Here is a 20360-nt window from a genome sequence, read left to right as displayed (position 1 = left end):
AATGGGAAAAGTAACAGGATTTAAAGAATTTGAAAGACAAGACGAAACTTACGCGCCCGTAGCAGACCGTGTAAAAAACTATAAAGAATTTACCATACCATTAAAAGAAGAAGAGATTACCAAACAAGGATCTCGTTGTATGGATTGTGGAATTCCTTTTTGCCATAGTGGTTGCCCACTTGGTAATTTAATACCAGATTTTAACCATATGGTGCACCAAGGTGAATGGCATAAAGCTTCTTGGTTATTGCACTCTACAAACAATTTTCCAGAGTTCACAGGTCGTTTATGTCCTGCTCCTTGCGAAAAATCGTGTGTACTAGGTATAATTGAAGATCCCGTTTCTATTGAAAATATTGAAAAAAGCATTGTAGAACGTGCCTTTAAAGAAGGCTGGATAAAACCACAACCACCTAAAACGAGAACAGGAAAAGCAGTTGCCGTTGTAGGTTCTGGTCCTGCTGGCCTAGCTACAGCACAACAATTAAATAGAGCCGGACACACCGTTACTGTTTTTGAACGTGACGATGAAGTTGGAGGTTTATTACGCTACGGAATTCCTAATTTCAAAATGGAAAAAGGAGTTATCGATCGTCGTGTAAAAATATTAGAAGCTGAAGGCATCATATTTAAAACCAATGTAAATGTTGGTGTAAATTATAATGTTAAAGATTTAAAAGCATTCGATTCTATAGTATTATGTGGTGGAGCAACCGAAAGACGTAGCTTACCAACACAAGGTATTGATGCCGATGGCGTGGTACAAGCTATGGACTTTTTAACTCAAGAAACTAAAGTGTTATTTGGTAAAGAAGTAAAAAATCAAGTATTAGCAACCGATAAACATGTTATTGTAATTGGTGGTGGTGATACAGGATCAGATTGTGTTGGAACCTCTAACCGTCAAGGAGCAACATCGGTAGTTAATTTTGAAATTATGCCGAAACCACCTGGACACCGTTCTCCAACTACACCTTGGCCATTTTGGCCATTGCAGTTAAAAACGTCTTCTTCTCATCAAGAAGGTGTAGAACGTAACTGGTTGATCAACACCAAAGAATTCATAAAAGATGAAAATGGTAAATTAACAGCTTTAAAAACAGTAAATGTTGAATGGAAAATGGTTCCTGGCGAACGTCCACAACTTATTGAAATTGCTGGTACAGAAAAAACTTGGCCTTGTGATTTAGCTTTATTAGCGTTAGGTTTTACTGGTCCAGAAAGCACATTAGCCGATAAGTTAGGTATTAAAAAAGATGCCCGTTCTAATTACAAAGCAGAATACGGCAAATACCAAACTAACGTTCCAAACATATTTGCTGCTGGCGATATGCGCCGTGGACAGTCTCTAATTGTATGGGCTATTTCTGAAGGTCGTGAGGCTGCTAGACAAGTAGATATTTATTTAATGGGTAAATCTAATTTACCTACGAAAGATATGAGTGGTGATTTAGTTGCTATGTAATCTTTAATAAAATATTAATGTAAAAAAAATGCGAGCCTAATAGCTCGCATTTTTTTATTATAAAAAGTATTTCTTATTTAGCATTTTTCATAAACTCTTCAGCCTTCTTAACCATATTTTTACTACCGCAAATAAACGGTACACGTTGGTGAAGCTCTGTTGGATCTACATCCATAGTTCTCGTAAAACCGTCACTAGCAAAACCATTAGCTTGCTCTGCTAAAAAGGCCATTGGGTTACATTCGTAAAGCAAACGTAGTTTACCATCTGGATTCTTAGAACTTTGTGGGTAAAGATATATACCACCTTTTATCATATTTCTATGAAAATCGGATACCAAAGACCCTATATATCTAGAAGTATAAGGTCTATCTCCTTCTTCTTCTTGACAATATTTTATATAATTTTTTACACCTTGAGGAAAATGAACATAGTTACCTTCATTTACTGAATAAATATTTCCATCTTCAGGGAATTCCATATCAGGATGCGACAAGTAAAACGATCCAATCGCAGGGTTTAAAGTAAAACCATTAACACCATCTCCTGTTGTGTAAACCAACATAGTAGAAGTGCCGTAAACCACGTAACCAGCAGCGACTTGCTTACTTCCTTTTTGCAAAAAATCTTCAAGAGTAACAGGTGTTCCTACTGGAGTTACACGTCTGTAAATAGAAAAAATAGTTCCAACCGAAACATTTACATCAATATTTGATGACCCATCCAAAGGATCAATAAGTACAATATATTTATTCTGATGATTTTCATCTTGGCTATTTATAGAAATAAAATCATCCTCTTCCTCACTTGCAATTCCACAAACAATATTTCTTTTAGTTAACGTTTGTATAAACTTATCATTTGCGTAAACATCCAGTTTTTGTTGATCTTCTCCTTGAATATTAGTGTCACCAGCGGCACCAATAATATCAACTAATCCTGCCTTATTTACTTCATGATTTACAACTTTTGCCGCCAATCTAATAGAATTCAAAAGGCTTGATAATTCACCTGAAGAATATTTAAACGATGACTGATTTTCAATAATAAACTCTCCTAAAGTTTGTTTTTTGTGAGACATAAAAGTGTTTTGTTTTGTTTATACAAATATCTATAAAAATTAGGAAACTACAACGTTTTCGTTAAAGTTATATACCCAAACATATTTAACTTTAAAGTATATTTGAAAAAATATAATGTTCATTATGGATTTTACAATAAGAAATGCAAAAAAAGAGGATATGCCACAAGTGCTCCATCTAATCAACGAGTTAGCTGTGTTCGAAAAAGAACCAGATGCTGTTGAAGTTACCTTAACAGATTTAGAGAATGATGGCTTTGGAATACATCCTGCATTTCACTGTTTTGTTGCAGAAGCTGATAAAAAAGTAGAAGGTATTGCCCTTGTTTACAACCGTTACTCGACATGGAAAGGTAAAATAATTCATTTAGAAGATTTAATTGTAAATCAGAAAATGAGGGGTACAGGTATGGGGACAGCACTTTTAGATGAAGTTGTTAAATACGGCCATAAAAAAGGCGTTAAGCGCATAAACTGGGAAGTTATTGACTGGAACGAACCAGCCATTGCATTCTATGAAAAAAAAGGCGCAAACGTTATGCGCGATTGGGATGTAGTTCAATTAGATGAAGCAGCTATAAAGACGTATATCGAAAAATTGAAAGCGTAACGATCTATTAAACAAAACAACTAAACATGCAAGTCTATAAATTCGGTGGTGCCTCGGTAAAAGATGCTAATGGAGTAAAAAACATAGCTTCTGTTTTGCAAAAGGTGGGCTATAAAAACACATTAATAGTAGTTTCCGCTATGGGAAAAACAACCAATGCTTTAGAACTTGTGATTAAGAATTATTTCGAAAACAAGTCCGAATTACAAAGCGCATTGCAAGAGGTTAAAAAATTTCATAATGAAATTTTATTAGATTTATTCCCAAACGAAAACCATATTGTCTTCTCAAAAATAGATGCATTTTTCGGTGAATTAAATCAATTTTTAATTAGTAACAAATCTCCAGATAATAGTTTTGTTTACGACCAAGTTATAGGTTTTGGTGAGCTTGTTTCAACAACCATAATTAGCGAGTACTTAAACCAAATAGGCCTCAATAATAATTGGATAGATGTTCGAACTCATATAAAAACCGATAATTATTATCGTCGAGCAAATGTAAACTGGGAAACCACTCAACAGCTTATATCAAATACATTTAACCCTTCTATTTTAAATATCACACAAGGTTTTCTAGGTAGTGACGCCAACAATTTCACCACGACATTAGGCAGAGAAGGCAGCGATTACACAGCGGCTATTTACGCCTATTGTTTAAACGCCGAAAGGGTAACGATTTGGAAAGATGTTCCTGGCCTTTTAAACGCCGATCCACGTTATTTTGAAAACGCACAATTACTCAACAATATATCATATAGAGAAGCGATAGAATTGGCCTTTTATGGCGCATCGGTTATTCATCCAAAAACTTTACAGCCATTGCAGGGAAAAGAAATTCCGTTATACGTAAAATCATTTTTGAATCCAGAATCTAACGGAACAAAAATTGGTAAAAACATCTCTTTAGACCCCAAGACTCCTTGTTTTATAGTAAAGAAGAATCAGGTTTTAATATCACTTTCATCCTTAGATTTTTCATATATTGTTGAAGAAAACATTAGCGATATTTTTAGACTTTTACATCAGTATAAAATGAAAGTAGACCTTCTGCAAAATTCGGCTATAAGTTTTTCAGTTTGTATCGAAAACAATTACAATAATCTCGATAAATTATTACATCATTTAAAGTCAAAATTTAAAGTGGTTTGCAACCAAAACGTATCACTTTACACCATTCGACATTATAACGAAACGGCCATAAATAAAATTGAAGCAGATAAAACCGTGTTATTAAAACAATTAACTCAAGAAACCGTTCAAGTAGTTACTATATAATTTAAGCACATATTTTAGTACATTTACAGCCATGACGAAAGCAACAAACATAGGCTTAGTTACACCCAAAGAAGTAGCCAAAGCAATAAAACTAGACAAATATGGTTTTATTGGCACTTTTATTGGCTGGCTACTAATGAAAGCACTCAAAATATCTACTATAAATAAGGTTTACAAGCGTAATAATCATCTTGAAGGCGTCGAGTTTTTAGACAAAATTTTAGAAGAATTTCAAATTAAATTTGAAATACCAGAAGAAGATTTTAAACGACTACCTAAAAACGGTGCTTATATAACGGTTTCAAACCACCCATTGGGCGGTATTGATGGCGCTTTACTTTTAAAATTAATGCTTGAACAGCGTGATGATTTTAAAATAATAGCCAATTTTTTATTACATCGTATTCAACCGATGAAACCTTATATGATGCCTGTAAACCCTTTCGAGGATAGGAAAGACATAAAATCGAGTATCGCAGGTTTTAAAAACGCTATTTTACATGTACGTGCCGGCCATCCGTTAGGCTTATTTCCTGCAGGCGAGGTTTCTACTTATAGAGACGGTAAACTAGTAGTCGATAAGCCTTGGGAAGAAGCAGCCATTAAATTAATAAAGCATGCCGAAGTACCGGTGGTTCCCATATACTTTCACGCCAAAAACAGTCAATTATTTTATAAGCTTTCTAAAATTAGCGATATATTCCGAACTGCAAAATTACCGTCTGAGGTTGTTAGCCAAAAACGTCGCATTATAAAAGTTAGAATAGGAAAACCCATCTCGGTTGCCGATCAAAAAGAACATGTTTCGTTAGAGGATTTCTCGAACTTCTTAAGAAAAAAGACTTACATGCTATCTAATTCTTTTGAACATAAATCAAAAATATTAGATAACATCTCTTCGACTCTAAAAACACCAAAAGCACCTAAAAATATTATTACTCCTGTTGATTCTGGAATTATGATTAAAGAGGTAGAAGCTCTTAGAGAGTGCGATTCTAGACTTTTAGAAAGTAAAAATTACGAAGTATTTTTGGCGCAAGCTAAGGATACACCAAATATACTTCGCGAAATTGGCCGTTTACGTGAAATCACCTTTCGGGAGGTAGGTGAAGGCACCAATGAAGCTATTGATTTAGATGACTTCGACCAATATTATCACCATATGTTTTTATGGGATCGTGAGCGCAACATACTCGCCGGTGCTTATAGAATGGGCTTAGGTTCTCAGATATTTGAAAAATATGGGATAGACGGATTTTATCTTCAAGATTTATTTAGATTCGAGCCTGAATTATATAAAATGATGAGCCAATCTATAGAGATGGGGCGTGCTTTCATTATTAAAGAATATCAACAAAAACCAATGCCATTATTTTTACTTTGGAAAGGTATTGTGCACATTACGTTGCGCTTTCCTGAGCATAAATTTTTAATTGGTGGGGTGAGTATAAGTAATCAGTTTTCTAATTTCTCTAAATCATTGATGATTGAGTTTATGAAATCGCATTACTACGATCCATACATCGCGCAATACGTGCACCCTAAAAAAGAATTTAAGGTTAAGTTGAAAGATGCCGATAAAGATTTTGTTTTCGATGAAACGGAAGCCGATTTAAATAAATTTGATAAACTTATTGACGAGATAGAGCCAGGTGCATTACGTATGCCGGTACTGCTTAAAAAGTATATAAAACAGAATGCCAGATTAGTAGCATTTAACGTAGACCCATTATTTAATAATGCTGTAGATGGTTTGATGTATATAAAAATTGCCGATTTACCAGACAGCACCGTTAGACCTGTAATGGAAGAGTTTCAAGCAGAATTGGAACGAAAGTTCACCGAAAACAACGGCGTTTCTTAAAGCTATAATATTTTGAAAACAAAAAAGCTGAAACATAAATGTTTCAGCTTTTTTTATATTTTACTGATTAAAATTAAAACCAGCCTTTTTTACCAACTTGGTAAGTATTGTAAAACTCTTCATCAGATTTAGTTAAATAGATGATTCCTTCTATAAACGGAATAATACTTGCTATACCACAAGTAACAAATGTAGCTACAAGCTGAATAATACCTTCTTTAGTATATCCTAAGATAAATTTATGGATTCCTAAGCTACCAATTAAAATAGCTACAATACCTGCAACTAATTTTTTGTTTTCACCACCTAGCACTTCGTTTGCACCTTTTGCAAAATCTGAAGCTGCTTCTTTAGCTTCTCCTGCAAATTCTCCAGCTTTTTCGTTTACCGTATCGGCTGCTTTTTTTGCACCATCTTTAGCGTCGCCTAACATATCGTTAAGATCGTCGCCCAAATTTTTTTCGTCTGACATTGTTATAAGTTAAAATTTATTAAGTGTTAAAGGTAATAAAAAAATCAATCTGTTTAAATCACTAATAATTAACTAAATAACAATATTACACCACCAACAGCAGTAACAATTAAGATAAAACGTCTATAGTTTACATTAGAAACAAATTTCACGATATAAGTACCGAGGAAAAACCCACCAATAACTACTGGTATTAAAACAGAATCTAACACCAAGGTCTCTTTAGTAACCGTGCCCCAAACAAAGACATGAAATGGAAGCTTAAACACATTTATTATAAAAAACAACCAGGCGGCCGTACCAATAAATTCATTTTTGGGAAATCGCATGGCAAGAAAATAAATATTTGCGACTGGGCCTGCCAAATTACCAATCATAGTTGTAAAACCAGCCATAAAACCCGTTCCTGCCGAAAACCATTTATTATCTGGTACAGTCTCAGATTTTCTACGTTCGGTATAAATCATAATTAAAACCGAGGCTATAATGATTATGGCCATAAGCCTTTTAAAGATTAATTCTGAAATATCATTACCAACCCAAACACCAACGAGAACACCAACAATCATCCATGGAATAAGTTTTTTAACAATATGCCATTGTGCATGTTGATTATAATAAACTACTGCAAAAATATCGGCACAAATAAGCATAGGAACCAAAACACCTGTCGATGCTTTTTCTCCAAATACAAAAGCCATAATAACCACAATAATAATCCCGATACCTTTAATTCCCGATTTAGACATCCCGAGTAAAAACATAGCAGAACCCATGGCAACCCATTGTAAAACTGATAAATTATAAGCCTGAAGAATTTCTAAGTAAGTCAATTAAAATGAAGTTGCAGAGTTTACTGCGAATTTACAAAAAAGCACTATCGTTAGGTTCCCAAAGTTCAATTTTATTACCGTCGTTATCTAAAATCCAGCCAAATTTTCCGTATTCATATTCTTCAACTTTGCCAACGATGGTAACACCTTCTTCTTTTAAAACTTTAAGCAACTCATGCAAATTTTCCACACGGTAATTAAACATGAAATCTTTTTTTGACGGCTCGTAATATTTAGTATCCTCAGCAAATGGACTCCATTGTGTAGAACAATCTTTTCCTTCTTTATCTTTCCACCAAAAGGTACTACCATAATCGTCGGTATTAAAACCTAGATGTTTGCTGTACCAATCTTTTGATGCTTTTGGATCTTTGCTTTTAAAAAACAAACCGCCTATTCCTGTAACTCTTTTCATAGTTCTGCTTTTATTCCCTTGAAGACAGGGATTTATTATTTCTTTATTGAATTCTCATAAAGCTCAATCCATTTCTTGGTAGAAACTTTTGCTGTTAATTCGCCAATAAGCTTAAATGGGATATCTTCCATTTTTTTAAACCGAAGGCAAACTTTACCCATATCCAACTTGTCTTTACTCTGTTTTTTATATTCTGAAACAAACCAATCCATAAGGTCTTTTTTAGCATAAAGCACCATACTATAAACAGCAATGAAGTTTTTTTGAGATGCCAAATTCATGAATGGCAATGGTAGTTTTGGGTTGCAATGATAACCGTTTGGATATACCGTATGCGGAATTACATAACCCAACATACCATAACTTATGGTTTCTTTAACCCCTTCTGGAAGATTTTTTAAAATTTGCTCACGAAGTTTATTTACCGGTACTTTTCGGTGGTCGGGTAATGCATCGAGGTATTGTTCGACTGTTGTAACTTTAGATGCCATGCATGTTATTTTGAAAACCTAAAGTTAACAAAATTTAGCGAGAATTTTATCGACAATAGTTTGAGCCAATTTCTCTTTACTTTCAATGGTCCAACCTGCAACATGAGGTGTTAATAGTACGTTTTCTGAATCTAATAAATATTGAAATGCTTCGGGTAATGTGTTTGAAAACAGATTCTCGAAAGATGCTTTTTCGTATTCTAAAACATCGAGTCCTGCACCTAAGATTTTTCCAGATTTTAGAGCAACCATTAAATCACTTGTCACCACACTTTTTCCGCGTGCTGTATTTATAAGCCAAAATGATTTTTTAATGGCATTTATAAATTCTGAATTTATCATGTTTACAGTAAGCGGCGTTTGCGGCGTGTGCAAGCTCACTACATCTACTTTTTCTTGAAACTCTGCTAATGTTACTTGTTTTGCGTTTGTATCTCCCACATTAGCTTTTATATCGTAACATAAAACCTCAACATCGAAACCTCTAAGTTTTTTCGCAAAGGCTTTCCCCATGTTTCCATAGCCTATTAACCCAACGGTTTTTCCATCTAGCTCAATGCCTCTATTAGCTTCGCGAAACCATTTGCCTTGGCGTACTTCGGCATCGGCTTTATTTAATTTATTGAATAAAGATAATAACATACCTAAACTATGCTCGCCAACGGCATTACGGTTACCTTCTGGTGCGGAAACTAAATACACACCTTTTTGTTCGGCATAATCGCAATCTATATTTTCTAGCCCTGCACCTACTCTACCAATAAACTTAAGGTTTGTTGCGGCATCGAGAAATTGCTTATCTATTGTAAAACGACTACGTAGTACAATACCATCATAATCACCAATTTTGGTTTCTATTTCTGCTTTTGTAGATGTATAATCTTCGTGATTTGTAAATCCTGCTTGTGCTAGTTGCTCAATTAATAATTCGTGATTGGTATCGAGGTGTAGAATTTTCATGAGATAAATTTATAATATTTTAATGACTAAAACTTAAGATTTAGCCGAATTTGCGTTAGGGATTGAACGGCTTGTTTGAGCTCTTTTTGTGTTGTTGCACCTATGCAACACAAAAAAGCGAGTAGTGAAAGCCCGACCCTTTTCGGGTAACGCCCAAACTATGGTTTAAAACCCTATTCCTTTTATTTTTTTGTACTCTAAAATGGCTTTACTATCGGACAGCAACGACACGTAATAACATACGCTAGATAGGCGTTCGTATAGGCTAATGCTCGTGGCGTTGATGTTTTTCGGTAGGCTTTTTAGTATGAGTTTATCGTAATTAGATGCGGTGTTGTTAAACCCATTATTTACTGCCGTGGCATAGGTATTTAGCAGCGTATTTATTACGCCATAACCCGCGATTTCTTTATCGACAACCTCGGTGGATTGGTAAATATTATCGACACTAATTTTAATAATGTCTTTTATTTGAGCTTCGTATTGGCTTTTATCGAGTAATCCGCAATCGAAAGTGCCGTTTAAAATAGCGTCCTCATTTTCCATAAATATGGTTACGGCTTCGTTTATTAGTGAGCCAATGGCCAGGGCGCGTAGATAACCTATGCGGTCTTCTTTAGTTGAAAGCGCATAATAATTTTCTCGTTTTATGTTATGACGAATAATTTTTGAAAGGTATTCTAGCGCATATTCTTCTTGAATGAGCCCAAGGTTTATACCATCTTCAAAATCGATTATGGTGTAACAAATATCATCGGCAGCTTCTACTAAAAACGCTAATGGATGGCGTGAATAACTTAGGTCTGTTTCACTTCGTTTTAGTAAACCAAGTTCGTTTGCTACATCTTGAAAGGCGTCTTTTTCACTTTGGAAAAAACCGTATTTTTTATCGGCTATATGTTTTGTTGGTTTTTTAGGTAACGACTCTTTTGGGTATTTCATGAAAGCACCAAGCGTGGCGTAACAAAGCCTTAATCCTCCTAAACGACCAACTCTATCTTCGGTTAAAATTTTGAATCCGTTAGCATTACCTTCAAAATCGCAAAGATCTTGATATTCTTTATCGGTTAATTGGTTTTGAAAATTCTTGCCTTTACCGGTTATAAAGTATTCGCCTATTGCTTTTTCTCCCGAATGCCCAAAAGGTGGGTTTCCAATATCGTGTGCCAAAGCTGCCGCAGCTACAATAGCGCCAAAATCGTTGGCTTGATAACCTAATGAGCTTTGTAGGTGTGGGTGTTTTTCTAATAATTTTTTACCAACCAAACGGCCAAGCGATCGGCCAACAACACTAACTTCTAAACTGTGCGTAAGTCTGGTGTGTACAAAATCGGTTTCGGATAAAGGGATTACCTGAGTTTTATCTTGTAAACTTCTAAATTCTGATGAAAAAATAACGCGATCATAGTCTACTTCAAAGCCTAAACGAGTTTCGTCTTGCTCTTTTCTAATGCGTTTATTGGTGTCGCCAAAGCGTTTTAAGGATAGTAATTGCTCCCAGTTCATGGTGAAAATTTATATGCAGGCAAGATAACATTTCCTATTAAAAAATAAATAAAAATTCGCTTAACATTAGCGTAACCTTTTAATTACGGTTGTTTAATATTTACATAACATTAATATTACGTTCATGCTTTTATTTTGCAGAGCAAAATTTATTTATTAAAATTCAATGAAACATCTTTTTTTAATTATAGCTTTTTTAACATCAGTAATGTCGTTTGCTCAAGATGACACATCTATTAATGGTAACGTATTAGATTTAGAATCTAATAATGCGCCCTTAGAAATGGCTCGTATCTCTATTAACGAAACGGGAGTTAAAACAATATCTGATGAATACGGTAACTTTAAATTTGAACGTTTAAGTCCTGGAACTTATACAGTATCACTTAGTTTTGTAGGTTACGAAACTAAAACGTTGGAAGTTAAAGTAGCTGCCAACCGTACTACACAAATTAAAGAATCGCTAGGCGCTAACACTTTATCTTTAGAAGATTTAATGTTAACCTTAGCAAGCGCAGATAATAATGAAACGTCCAACATTACTACTACTAGTAACTAAAACGTTTTTTATAAAATATTTTAAAAACAGCCTTCGTTTAACGGAGGCTGTTTTTTTTATGCTTTTATTTTATAGAATAGCTTTGCATATTTTAATTCATCAAAAGCTTTCAATCTAGCAAAATAACTTTTTAATGTTAACTCAATGTAACCAACTATTAACATTTAGAAACACTTAGGTAACGTTTTTATAACACTTTTGTTACGGTTGTTTAATCTTGAATTAACATCATTTTAAGAATGTGGTGGTTTCTTTGCCGAAAGAATAAACTAAAAAAAATATCAAAATTTAAATCTCATGAAAAAAATAATTTTACCTCTTTTAATGGTATCAACTCTAGTATTTACTGGTTGTCTTAAAGATGATGATACACCAATTATAATAGAAGAAGTTACAATTATCCAAAACGGTGATGGCTCTACAAGTACAACTGAAACAGTTGCTGTTACTGGTGCGATTACTGAGGACACAACTTGGACAAACGATAAAATTTACGAATTAAACCAAAAAGTTGTTGTAGATAATGGAGCAACTTTAACTATTGAAGCTGGAACCATTATTAAAGGAACTTCAGGAACAGGTTCTTTAGCTTCTGCTTTAATTATTGCGAGAGGTTCTAAAATAAATGCTGAAGGAACTTCTACTAGCCCAATTATTTTTACTTCTACAAGTGATAATATCGATGCTGGTGAAACTGCTGGTACAAACTTAGACGAAAGCAATAGAGGTCTTTGGGGTGGATTAATTATTTTAGGTAACGCTCCAGGTTCTTTTAAAGGAGATTTAGTTGAAGTACAAATTGAAGGAATTCCTGCTGATGATACTTTTGGTCTATACGGTGGAACTGATGCTGCAGATAACTCTGGCGTTCTTAAATACATCTCTATCCGTCATGGTGGAGCTTTAATTGGTGAAGGAAACGAAATTAACGGTTTAACACTTGGTGGTGTTGGTAACGGAACTGTAATTGAAAATATTGAAGTTCTTGCTAATGTTGATGATGGTGTTGAGTTTTTTGGAGGAACAGTAAACGTAACAAACGTATTAGTTTGGGGACAAGGCGATGATGCTATAGATATCGACCAAGCTTACTCTGGAACTATTGACAATGTTGTAGTTGTTTTAGGAGACGCCTCTGATCATGCTTTTGAAGTTGATGGTCCCGAAGGAACTTCTACAGGTTCTTTTACTTTACAAAATGCAACCATTATTGGAAACAGCGTTACTCCTAACGGTGAATATGCCGATTACAGAAGTGCAGCAATGGGAGCAACAAATAATGTTTACGCTTACGGTTTTAAAGCTGATTCTGATATTGAATTAGATAACGATGGTGTTGCTACAAACTACAACGATACTTTATTAACATTCTCTGCTTGGGAAATTGTGTTACCAGAAGGTGTAACAGATGTTACAACTATTTTTGTAAACAAAGCAGAAACCGTTGATGCTCCAGGTTTTGGATCTGAAGGAACAGCTGTAACTAAAGGGTCTCAAACAGTAGGTGCTACTACTTCTGAGTTTAACTGGACTTACGCTGTAATCGAAGGAGGTTTAGCACTATAAGCTTAATTCAATTCTATTTTAAAAACATAATTTACTACTGCTTGCTTTTATGGCGGGCAGTAGTTTATAAATTATATATATGAAAAATATTTTTATAGTTCTTTCGCTTTTTTTAACTTCATTTTTAAGTTTGAATGCTCAGGGAACTGTTGCTGGAAATGTGCTAGACGGTGAGTACAACAACGAGCCAATGGCCTTTGCCAACATTTTAGTAAAAGGCACTACAACAGGTACAACATCAGACTTTGATGGTAAATACCAATTGTCTTTAGATGCTGGAACTTACACGCTAATCTTTTCTTTCGTTGGATACGAATCCAAAGAAATTAGTGATATTGTTATTAAAAATGGACAAGTATTTGATTTAGATGTTATTTTAAAATCCAATTCTTTAGACGAAATTGTAATTACTACAAGTGCAAAAAGAAATACTGAAAATGCTGTATTAAACATTCAGAAAAAATCGGTTACCCTTTTAGATGGTTTATCTGCACAAAGCATTAAATCTAGTGGAGCAAGTAACATTGCTGCTGCAGTAAAATCTGTTCCTGGTGTTTCTGTAGAAGGTGGTAAATACGTTTATGTACGTGGTCTTGGAGATCGTTACACAAAAACAACTTTAAATGGTGTTGATATTCCGGGTTTAGATCCTGACAGAAACACAATCCAAATGGATGTTTTCCCTACAAGTATTATCGACAATATTATTGTTATAAAATCTGCCGCAGCAGAATTTCCTGCCGATTTTACTGGTGGTGTTGTAGATATTATCACTAAAGATTTCCCAACAAAATTTGAAGCTTCTTTATCTCTTGGTGCTGGTTTTAACCCAAGCATGCACGGTAAAGATAACTTCCTAATAGGAAACTCTAGTAGTACTGATTTTTTTGGATATGATGACAATTCTAGAAGCCGACCAATTCACAGATACCAAAATATTCCTGGAACTTTTGATAATAGAGGTTTATTAACAACCCTTACAGGGCGTTTTGACAGTCAATTAAGAGCGCAAGAAGAGACAAGTAAACCTAACTTTAATTTTGGCTTTACAATAGGCGATCAATTTGAGGTTGGCGAAAATGACAAATTTGGATACTTAGCTTCGTTTTCATACAAAAACAGTACAACATTTTACGAAAACCGTGTAGATGGCGCTTACTCAATAGATGCTAACGATAAATCAAATAACGAGTTAGTTGCAGATAGAACATCTAATGGTCGTGAAGGTATTAACAATGTGCTTGTTAACGGGCTTGTAGGTTTAACCTATAAAACTCAAAATTCAAAATACCGTGTTAATGTACTTCATATTCAAAATGGAGAATCTACTGGTGGCTTCTTTAACCAAGTTGTAGCGCAAGGTGGTTCTGGTTCTGGTTCTGGTTACGAGCCTTTAACAAAAGATGCGATTACTTATACAGAGCGTTCGGTAACTAATATTCTTTTAAACGGAAAACACTCTTTTGGAGCTAAAAACGAATGGGATTTTGAGTGGAAATTATCTCCTACAATCTCTAAAGTTCACGATTTAGACCATAGAGTAACACCTTTACAACAATCACAATCTGGAGATTACTTTATTAGTGCTTCTGCAGCAACTTTCCCAATTAGAATCTGGCGTTTTTTACAAGAAGAAAACTGGGCTGGTAAAATAGATTTAAGTAAAAAATATGAATTATTCGGAAAGCCTGCTAAAGTAAAATTTGGTGGTGGCCATACTTATAAATTTAGAGATTTTAGTGTAGATGATTGGACGTTTGATAATAACGGTACATCTGTTCTAAACGGAAACCCTGATAATATTTTAGCAACAGAAAACCTTTGGAGTAGAGATAACACAAACGGTACATACTTAATTTCTGGTGATATTTTTAACCCAAATGATGCTTATGAAGGTGAGCAACATATTTCTTCAACTTATATTTCTAACGAGTTTAATATTTCTGAAAAATTAAAATCTATTATAGGTTTAAGAGCAGAAATATTTACATCGTATTACACAGGACAAGATGGAACAGATTTATACAACAGATTTAAAGTAATTGATGTGTATGATTTATTTCCATCGGCTAACTTTATTTACGCCGTAACTGATCAATCTAACATTCGTACATCTTATTATAAAACTACGGCTAGACCTTCTTTTAAAGAAGCATCATTATCTCAAATTTTCGATCCTGTTACAGACCGTTTATTCATTGGTAATATCGATTTAAAACCAACGTATGTAAACAACTTCGATTTAAGATTTGAAAACTTTGGAGATGCTGGCGCTATGTTTGCTGTTAGTGCTTTCTTTAAAGATTTTACAGATCCTTTAGAAAAATCTTTCTTTGCTTCTGCTCCAACACAATTAACTATAGGTAACTTAGGTAGTGCTAAGGTTTACGGTGCTGAATTTGAATTTAGAAAAAACCTAGGATTTATTACAGAGAGTTTAGAAGACTTAAAATTCACTTTAAACGTGTCGGTTACTGAGTCCGAATTAACGATGTCTGACGAAGAATTTAACTCTAGAACGGCAAATGCTCGTGACGGACAAACCATAGATCAAAAACGTGAATTACAAGGTCAAGCTCCATATTTAATAAACACGAGTTTAAACTATTCTAATTCGGATTTAGGTTTACAAACAGGTCTGTTTTTTAATATGCAAGGTGAAACTTTAGAAGTTGTTGGTTTAGGTGGTGTTCCTGATGTTTACACTAAACCATTTAAGAGTTTAAACTTTACCTTGAACAAAGCTTTTGGAGAGAACAAAAAATCTTCAATAGATATTAAAGTATCTAACATTTTAGGAAGCAATAGAGAAAGTGTTTATCAATCTTACAAAGCTCAAGACCAAATATTCTCTTTAAGAGAACCTGGTACTGAATTTTCTATTGGTTATGCATACAAATTCTAAAAGAATTATATTATAAAAGTAAAACGCCTAAAACATATTGTTTTAGGCGTTTTTTTATACACTAATAGTATGGCTATCTACAACGTAGCAACGTTATTTTCATAACTCACTACTTTTTTCTTTCCGTCGATAAAGTGAATCCATTTACCAACTTTTTTACCATCTTGATAATACGCAACAGTTGTTTTTTCTCCTGCTTCATCAAAGCTAACCCATTTACCATCTAACTTACCATCTGCAGTAAAGGCACCTGTTTGGCTTACTTCACCATTATCGTGATAATAAATAGCGTCTATTTGGTTAGTTTCTTTATTTAAAGTTAAAGATTTTTCTTTTTGAGCAAAAGTCATTGATGTAAATAATGCTATTGCGATAATTAATATATTTTTCATTTTGTTTGGGTTTATTATTAATACGTCCTACACAAATATAAGAAACATTTTACACTCACACAACATTTACGTAACATTAATTTAACATTAAACCCATAAGTATCTGTTTTTAATTGTTTTATATTTTTAAAACAATAACAGATTCTTAATAATTACTTAATATTAGCATTACATTACAATTAACATAATACAAGACATTTGTGTTTGTCTTCGGACAATTATTAGCAATTCATTTAATCTATTAGTTTTTGTCGACTACATTATAATGATTTCTAATGGGACTGCCTTAACTTAAGGCAGTCTTTTTCGTTTAAACTTAACAATAAGGAAACATTAATTTAACATTAGTATCGGTTCTTTGCAGCGACAAAAACTAATACTACATATGAATTGCAAGCTCCCCCTTCTTGGGGTATTGTTTTTTGTAATAACTTCGCTACAATCTCAAGAGATTAAATCGGGCGAATTCGGCAAAGGACTGTTCAACATTGTTGGAAAAGACAGCTCTTGGACTATGAAAATAGGATTAAGAGTACAACTTCAAGGTGCTTCAACCTGGGCAGATGGTGAAAAAAACGAGGCTAATTTCTTAATAAGACGGTCAAGACTAAAATTTAATGGTTTTGCTTACAGTCCAAAACTTAAGTATAAAATTGAATTAGGCCTTTCTAATAGAGATCAATCTGGCGCTTCAGAATTTACAAGTAATGCGCCTCGGTATATTTTAGACGCCGTTTTAATGTGGAATTTCTACGACAACTTCGAGCTTTGGGTTGGCCAAACAAAACTCCCAGGCAACAGAGAACGCGTTATTTCTTCTGCTAATTTACAACAAGTAGACCGCTCATTACTGAACAGTAGTTTTAATATAGATCGTGATTTTGGACTTCAATTAAGACATCATTTTAATCTTACCAACACTTTCGTTGTTAAAGAAATTTTTTCTCTTGCGCAAGGTGAAGGCAGGAACGTAACTACTGGAAACTTAGGCGGGCACCAATACACAGGACGTCTAGAACTTTTACCTTTTGGAAATTTCACGAGCAAAGGTGACTATAAAGGAGCCGATTTAAAGCGTGAACAAACACCAAAGTTAGCTTTAGGTATAAGTTACGATTATAACAATAATGCGGTAAAAACTAGAAGCAACCAAGGTTCTTACATGGAAACCGATACTGGTTTTTTTGAAACAAACATATCAACACTCTTTATTGATGCCATGTTTAAATACAAAGGCTTCTCATTTATGACTGAATATGCCGATAGAACTGCCGACAATCCTTTTGCAACAAACTCCGATGGTACTTTAACGGGAGATATCGTTCAAGTAGGTAAAGGTTTAAATTTACAATCTGGTTATTTACTTAAAAGCAATTGGGAAGTTTCTGGACGATACACTAACGTAACATTAGATAAAAAAATTACAGGTGAAACTGCAGAAAACCAATACACAATTGGACTTTCAAAATATATTGTTGGTCATAAATTAAAAATTCAAAGCGATTTAACTTACATGGATATTGCTAGCGGAAACAATAAACTCATGTATCGGTTACAATGCGATATACACTTTTAAAGAAATAACATTTACATAACACACTAAATTTATATAGTCATGATATTTGCAACCTTATTTCAACCAGACACTATGGATAATATCTATTTATACATGATTATCGCCCTTGCCATTCTTGCTGTTGCAGATTTGGTAGTTGGCGTTAGTAACGATGCAGTAAATTTTTTAAATTCTGCTATTGGCTCTAAAGCCGTTTCTTTTAAAACTATTATGATTGTTGCTAGTTTAGGCGTCGCCGTAGGTGCCGTGTTTTCTAGTGGAATGATGGAGGTTGCCAGAAAAGGAATTTTTAATCCAAGTGAATTTATGTTTAGTGAAATCATGATCATATTTATGGCCGTGATGATTACAGATATTCTCCTGCTTGATTTTTTCAACTCCGTTGGTATGCCAACATCCACCACAGTATCTATCGTTTTCGAATTATTGGGTGCTGCAGTCGCCATCTCATTAATAAAAATTGGTCATGATGGTGGCGATTTTACTGATGTGGTAAATTACATTAATACCTCCAAAGCCTCCCAGATTATATTCGGTATTCTACTCTCGGTGGTGGTCGCATTCTCTGTTGGTGCATTTGTTCAATGGGTATCAAGATTACTTTTATCTTATAATTTTGAAAGTAAAGCGCCATGGGTTGGTGCTCTATTTGGTGGTTTCGCTTTAACAGCGATTACTTATTTCATTTTTATGAAAGGATTAAAAGGAACATCATACGCTAAAGATTCTTTCGATATTTTAGGAGGACGTACTATGAACGATTTCTTGGAAGCCCAAGTCGCTTTAATAGTTTTAGTCAGTTTTGCATTTTGGTCATTATTATCATTAGCCGTTATTACTTTTCTTAAGGCTAATATTTATAAACTTATTATCTTAGTAGGTACTTTCGCCCTTGCTTTAGCCTTTGCTGGTAACGATTTAGTAAACTTTATTGGAGTACCAATTGCTGCCTATAATGCTTTTTTAGAATGGTCGGCCTCTGGAGTTCCGGCAACTCAATTCCCAATGGATGTTCTAGCAGAGAAAGTACCAACCAATAACTGGTTATTATTTGCTGCAGGAATGATTATGGTATTAACCTTGTGGTTTTCATCTAAAGCTAAAAACGTTGTAAAAACATCGTTAGATTTAGCCAGTCAAAGTGAAACAAAAGAACGCTTTGAGCCAAACTTCTTATCACGAGGTTTTGTTCGTTTAGCTCTTTTAATCTCGCAATTTACCAACCTTATATTACCCAAATCTTTACAAGATAAAATAGATAAACAATTTGAAGTTCCTGTAATAAAAGTTTCAAAAAACAAAACGGTAGAATTACCTGCTTTCGATTTAGTTAGAGCTGCCGTAAACTTAATGATTGCAGCCGTTTTAATTTCAATAGCTACATCTTATAAGTTACCGCTTTCTACAACCTACGTTACTTTTATGGTTGCCATGGGATCTTCACTTGCCGATAGGGCTTGGGGAGCAGAAAGTGCTGTTTACCGTGTTGCAGGTGTAATAAATGTTATTGGTGGATGGTTTTTCACTGCCTTTAGTGCCTTTTCTGCAGCAGCTTTAGTTGCTTACTTATTAAACTTGAACATTACAGTAATGTTTCCAATTTTATTAGTTGCAGCCTTTGCTTTACTTATTAGAAGTTCTATTGTTCATAATAAAAAATCTAAAGAAGTAAGCGCAGAAGACAGCTTAATAAAAGCTGAAAGCAGCTCTGTACAAGGAGTAATTCACGAAAGCGCAGGTAATATTGCAAGCGTTGTTAAACGTGGAAACAAGATCTATACAAATGCTATAAATGGTCTAGCTAAACAAGATTTACAATCTCTTAAAAAGAACCAGAAACAAGTAGCGAAACTATCTGTTGAAGTTGACGATTTACGTAATAACATTTTCTACTTCATTAAGAATTTAGATGAATCGAGTCTTGGAGCAAGTAACTTCTACATTAATGTTTTAGGCTATTTACAAGATATGGCACAATCTTTAGAATACATTTCTAAAGTAAGCTATAAGCATATTAACAACAATCACAAAAAACTTAAATTCAATCAAATTAAGGAATTAAAAGAAGTTGATATAGCGTTAGAGCAATTATTTTTTGACACAAAAACAGCTTTCGATTCTCGTTCATTTGAACAAATAGGAAAAATTTTAAGCAGAAAAGATGAAGTGTTTAATATTGTAACCGAAAAAATCCAGAAGCAAGTAGAACGTACTAGAACTGAAGAATCAAGTCCTAAAAACACGACTTTATACTTTAGTGTATTGTTAGAAACTAAGGATTTACTTAAGGCAACAATGAGCTTACTAGAAGAATATTATAACGCACATGATTCCTCGGTAAAACCGGCCACTATTTCTGGTTCTGAAGAAGAGGAATAATAAAAACGT

General features: G+C 34.1%; 17 protein-coding genes. 9 read left to right on the top strand and 8 right to left on the bottom strand.

Annotation, left to right across the window (positions count from 1 at the left end):
* The first annotated feature begins 1 nt into the window (after position 1).
* Positions 2-1465, top strand: a complete 1464-nt coding sequence (locus tag GQR97_RS07140; RefSeq protein WP_158846885.1) for a glutamate synthase subunit beta — start codon at positions 2-4, stop codon at positions 1463-1465.
* A 73-nt stretch (positions 1466-1538) separates the two neighbouring features.
* On the opposite strand, the gene fbp is transcribed toward GQR97_RS07140, so the two are convergent.
* Positions 1539-2546, bottom strand: coding sequence for a class 1 fructose-bisphosphatase (fbp, locus tag GQR97_RS07135; RefSeq protein ID WP_158846883.1), 1008 nt, complete (start codon positions 2544-2546; stop codon positions 1539-1541).
* A gap of 124 nt (positions 2547-2670) precedes the next feature.
* Here fbp and GQR97_RS07130 point away from each other — a divergent pair, with 124 nt between their 5' ends.
* Genes GQR97_RS07130 through GQR97_RS07120 form a run of 3 tightly spaced genes read left to right on the top strand, consistent with a single transcriptional unit; the run spans position 2671 to position 6297 of the window.
* Positions 2671-3156, top strand: a complete 486-nt coding sequence (locus tag GQR97_RS07130) for a GNAT family N-acetyltransferase (protein WP_158846881.1) — start codon at positions 2671-2673, stop codon at positions 3154-3156.
* A 26-nt stretch (positions 3157-3182) separates the two neighbouring features.
* Complete coding sequence (locus GQR97_RS07125) at positions 3183-4433, top strand: aspartate kinase (RefSeq protein WP_158846879.1); 1251 nt, start codon at positions 3183-3185, stop codon at positions 4431-4433.
* A 31-nt stretch (positions 4434-4464) separates the two neighbouring features.
* A complete protein-coding gene (locus tag GQR97_RS07120) occupies positions 4465-6297 on the top strand; it encodes a GNAT family N-acyltransferase (protein ID WP_199269916.1) in 1833 nt (610 codons plus the stop codon).
* A 73-nt stretch (positions 6298-6370) separates the two neighbouring features.
* Here GQR97_RS07120 and GQR97_RS07115 read toward each other — a convergent pair whose 3' ends face one another.
* The 6 genes from GQR97_RS07115 to dgt form a co-directional block, all read right to left on the bottom strand.
* Positions 6371-6769: an NINE protein gene (locus GQR97_RS07115; RefSeq protein ID WP_158846877.1), complete on the bottom strand. Its 399-nt coding sequence runs from the start codon at positions 6767-6769 to the stop codon at positions 6371-6373.
* A gap of 68 nt (positions 6770-6837) precedes the next feature.
* Entirely contained in the window at positions 6838-7602 is a 765-nt protein-coding gene (locus GQR97_RS07110) for a sulfite exporter TauE/SafE family protein (RefSeq protein WP_158846875.1), read from the bottom strand.
* Positions 7603-7633: 31 nt separating this feature from the next.
* Positions 7634-8017 carry a VOC family protein gene (locus GQR97_RS07105; protein ID WP_158846873.1) on the bottom strand — a complete coding sequence of 128 codons (384 nt, stop codon included), beginning with the start codon at positions 8015-8017 and terminating at the stop codon, positions 7634-7636.
* Between the two features lie 35 nt (positions 8018-8052).
* On the bottom strand, positions 8053-8508 hold the full coding sequence (locus GQR97_RS07100) for a DUF1801 domain-containing protein (protein WP_158846871.1): 456 nt from the start codon (positions 8506-8508) through the stop codon (positions 8053-8055).
* 24 nt (positions 8509-8532) lie between these two features.
* Entirely contained in the window at positions 8533-9468 is a 936-nt protein-coding gene (locus tag GQR97_RS07095) for a 2-hydroxyacid dehydrogenase (protein ID WP_158846869.1), read from the bottom strand.
* 165 nt (positions 9469-9633) lie between these two features.
* Positions 9634-10974, bottom strand: a complete 1341-nt coding sequence (dgt, locus tag GQR97_RS07090; RefSeq protein ID WP_158846867.1) for a dGTP triphosphohydrolase — start codon at positions 10972-10974, stop codon at positions 9634-9636.
* A 166-nt stretch (positions 10975-11140) separates the two neighbouring features.
* Here dgt and GQR97_RS07085 point away from each other — a divergent pair, with 166 nt between their 5' ends.
* The 3 genes from GQR97_RS07085 to GQR97_RS07075 all read left to right on the top strand — a co-directional run bounded on the left by GQR97_RS07085 (position 11141) and on the right by GQR97_RS07075 (position 16004).
* The gene (locus tag GQR97_RS07085; protein WP_158846865.1) at positions 11141-11533 is read left to right on the top strand and encodes a carboxypeptidase-like regulatory domain-containing protein; all 393 of its coding nucleotides are present in this window, start codon (positions 11141-11143) and stop codon (positions 11531-11533) included.
* A 297-nt stretch (positions 11534-11830) separates the two neighbouring features.
* Entirely contained in the window at positions 11831-13099 is a 1269-nt protein-coding gene (locus tag GQR97_RS07080) for a hypothetical protein (protein ID WP_158846863.1), read from the top strand.
* 79 nt (positions 13100-13178) lie between these two features.
* A complete protein-coding gene (locus tag GQR97_RS07075; protein WP_158846861.1) occupies positions 13179-16004 on the top strand; it encodes a TonB-dependent receptor in 2826 nt (941 codons plus the stop codon).
* Positions 16005-16081: 77 nt separating this feature from the next.
* On the opposite strand, the gene GQR97_RS07070 is transcribed toward GQR97_RS07075, so the two are convergent.
* Positions 16082-16396, bottom strand: a complete 315-nt coding sequence (locus GQR97_RS07070) for a nicotinic acid mononucleotide adenyltransferase (protein WP_158846859.1) — start codon at positions 16394-16396, stop codon at positions 16082-16084.
* Positions 16397-16781: 385 nt separating this feature from the next.
* On the opposite strand from GQR97_RS07070, the gene GQR97_RS07065 reads away from it, so the two are divergent.
* Complete coding sequence (locus GQR97_RS07065) at positions 16782-17972, top strand: porin (protein ID WP_158846857.1); 1191 nt, start codon at positions 16782-16784, stop codon at positions 17970-17972.
* Between the two features lie 72 nt (positions 17973-18044).
* Positions 18045-20351 carry an inorganic phosphate transporter gene (locus GQR97_RS07060; protein WP_158851649.1) on the top strand — a complete coding sequence of 769 codons (2307 nt, stop codon included), beginning with the start codon at positions 18045-18047 and terminating at the stop codon, positions 20349-20351.
* Positions 20352-20360 lie beyond the last annotated feature (9 nt).

The sequence above is a fragment of the Algibacter sp. L1A34 genome (assembly GCF_009796805.1).
In the GTDB taxonomy this organism is placed as follows: Bacteria; Bacteroidota; Bacteroidia; order Flavobacteriales; family Flavobacteriaceae; genus Algibacter.
Note: the sequence above shows the minus strand (reverse complement) of the source record. Positions and strands in the feature narration are given on the sequence as shown.

What these genes read in the sequence shown, in the direction of transcription:
- GQR97_RS07140 (WP_158846885.1), top strand. Translation starts at nt 2, where the DNA reads ATGGGAAAAGTAACAGGATTTAAAGAATTTGAAAGACAAGACGAAACT.
- fbp (WP_158846883.1), bottom strand. Translation starts at nt 2,546, where the DNA reads ATGTCTCACAAAAAACAAACTTTAGGAGAGTTTATTATTGAAAATCAG.
- GQR97_RS07130 (WP_158846881.1), top strand. Translation starts at nt 2,671, where the DNA reads ATGGATTTTACAATAAGAAATGCAAAAAAAGAGGATATGCCACAAGTG.
- GQR97_RS07125 (WP_158846879.1), top strand. Translation starts at nt 3,183, where the DNA reads ATGCAAGTCTATAAATTCGGTGGTGCCTCGGTAAAAGATGCTAATGGA.
- GQR97_RS07120 (WP_199269916.1), top strand. Translation starts at nt 4,465, where the DNA reads ATGACGAAAGCAACAAACATAGGCTTAGTTACACCCAAAGAAGTAGCC.
- GQR97_RS07115 (WP_158846877.1), bottom strand. Translation starts at nt 6,769, where the DNA reads ATGTCAGACGAAAAAAATTTGGGCGACGATCTTAACGATATGTTAGGC.
- GQR97_RS07105 (WP_158846873.1), bottom strand. Translation starts at nt 8,017, where the DNA reads ATGAAAAGAGTTACAGGAATAGGCGGTTTGTTTTTTAAAAGCAAAGAT.
- GQR97_RS07100 (WP_158846871.1), bottom strand. Translation starts at nt 8,508, where the DNA reads ATGGCATCTAAAGTTACAACAGTCGAACAATACCTCGATGCATTACCC.
- GQR97_RS07095 (WP_158846869.1), bottom strand. Translation starts at nt 9,468, where the DNA reads ATGAAAATTCTACACCTCGATACCAATCACGAATTATTAATTGAGCAA.
- dgt (WP_158846867.1), bottom strand. Translation starts at nt 10,974, where the DNA reads ATGAACTGGGAGCAATTACTATCCTTAAAACGCTTTGGCGACACCAAT.
- GQR97_RS07085 (WP_158846865.1), top strand. Translation starts at nt 11,141, where the DNA reads ATGAAACATCTTTTTTTAATTATAGCTTTTTTAACATCAGTAATGTCG.
- GQR97_RS07080 (WP_158846863.1), top strand. Translation starts at nt 11,831, where the DNA reads ATGAAAAAAATAATTTTACCTCTTTTAATGGTATCAACTCTAGTATTT.
- GQR97_RS07075 (WP_158846861.1), top strand. Translation starts at nt 13,179, where the DNA reads ATGAAAAATATTTTTATAGTTCTTTCGCTTTTTTTAACTTCATTTTTA.
- GQR97_RS07070 (WP_158846859.1), bottom strand. Translation starts at nt 16,396, where the DNA reads ATGAAAAATATATTAATTATCGCAATAGCATTATTTACATCAATGACT.
- GQR97_RS07065 (WP_158846857.1), top strand. Translation starts at nt 16,782, where the DNA reads ATGAATTGCAAGCTCCCCCTTCTTGGGGTATTGTTTTTTGTAATAACT.
- GQR97_RS07060 (WP_158851649.1), top strand. Translation starts at nt 18,045, where the DNA reads ATGGATAATATCTATTTATACATGATTATCGCCCTTGCCATTCTTGCT.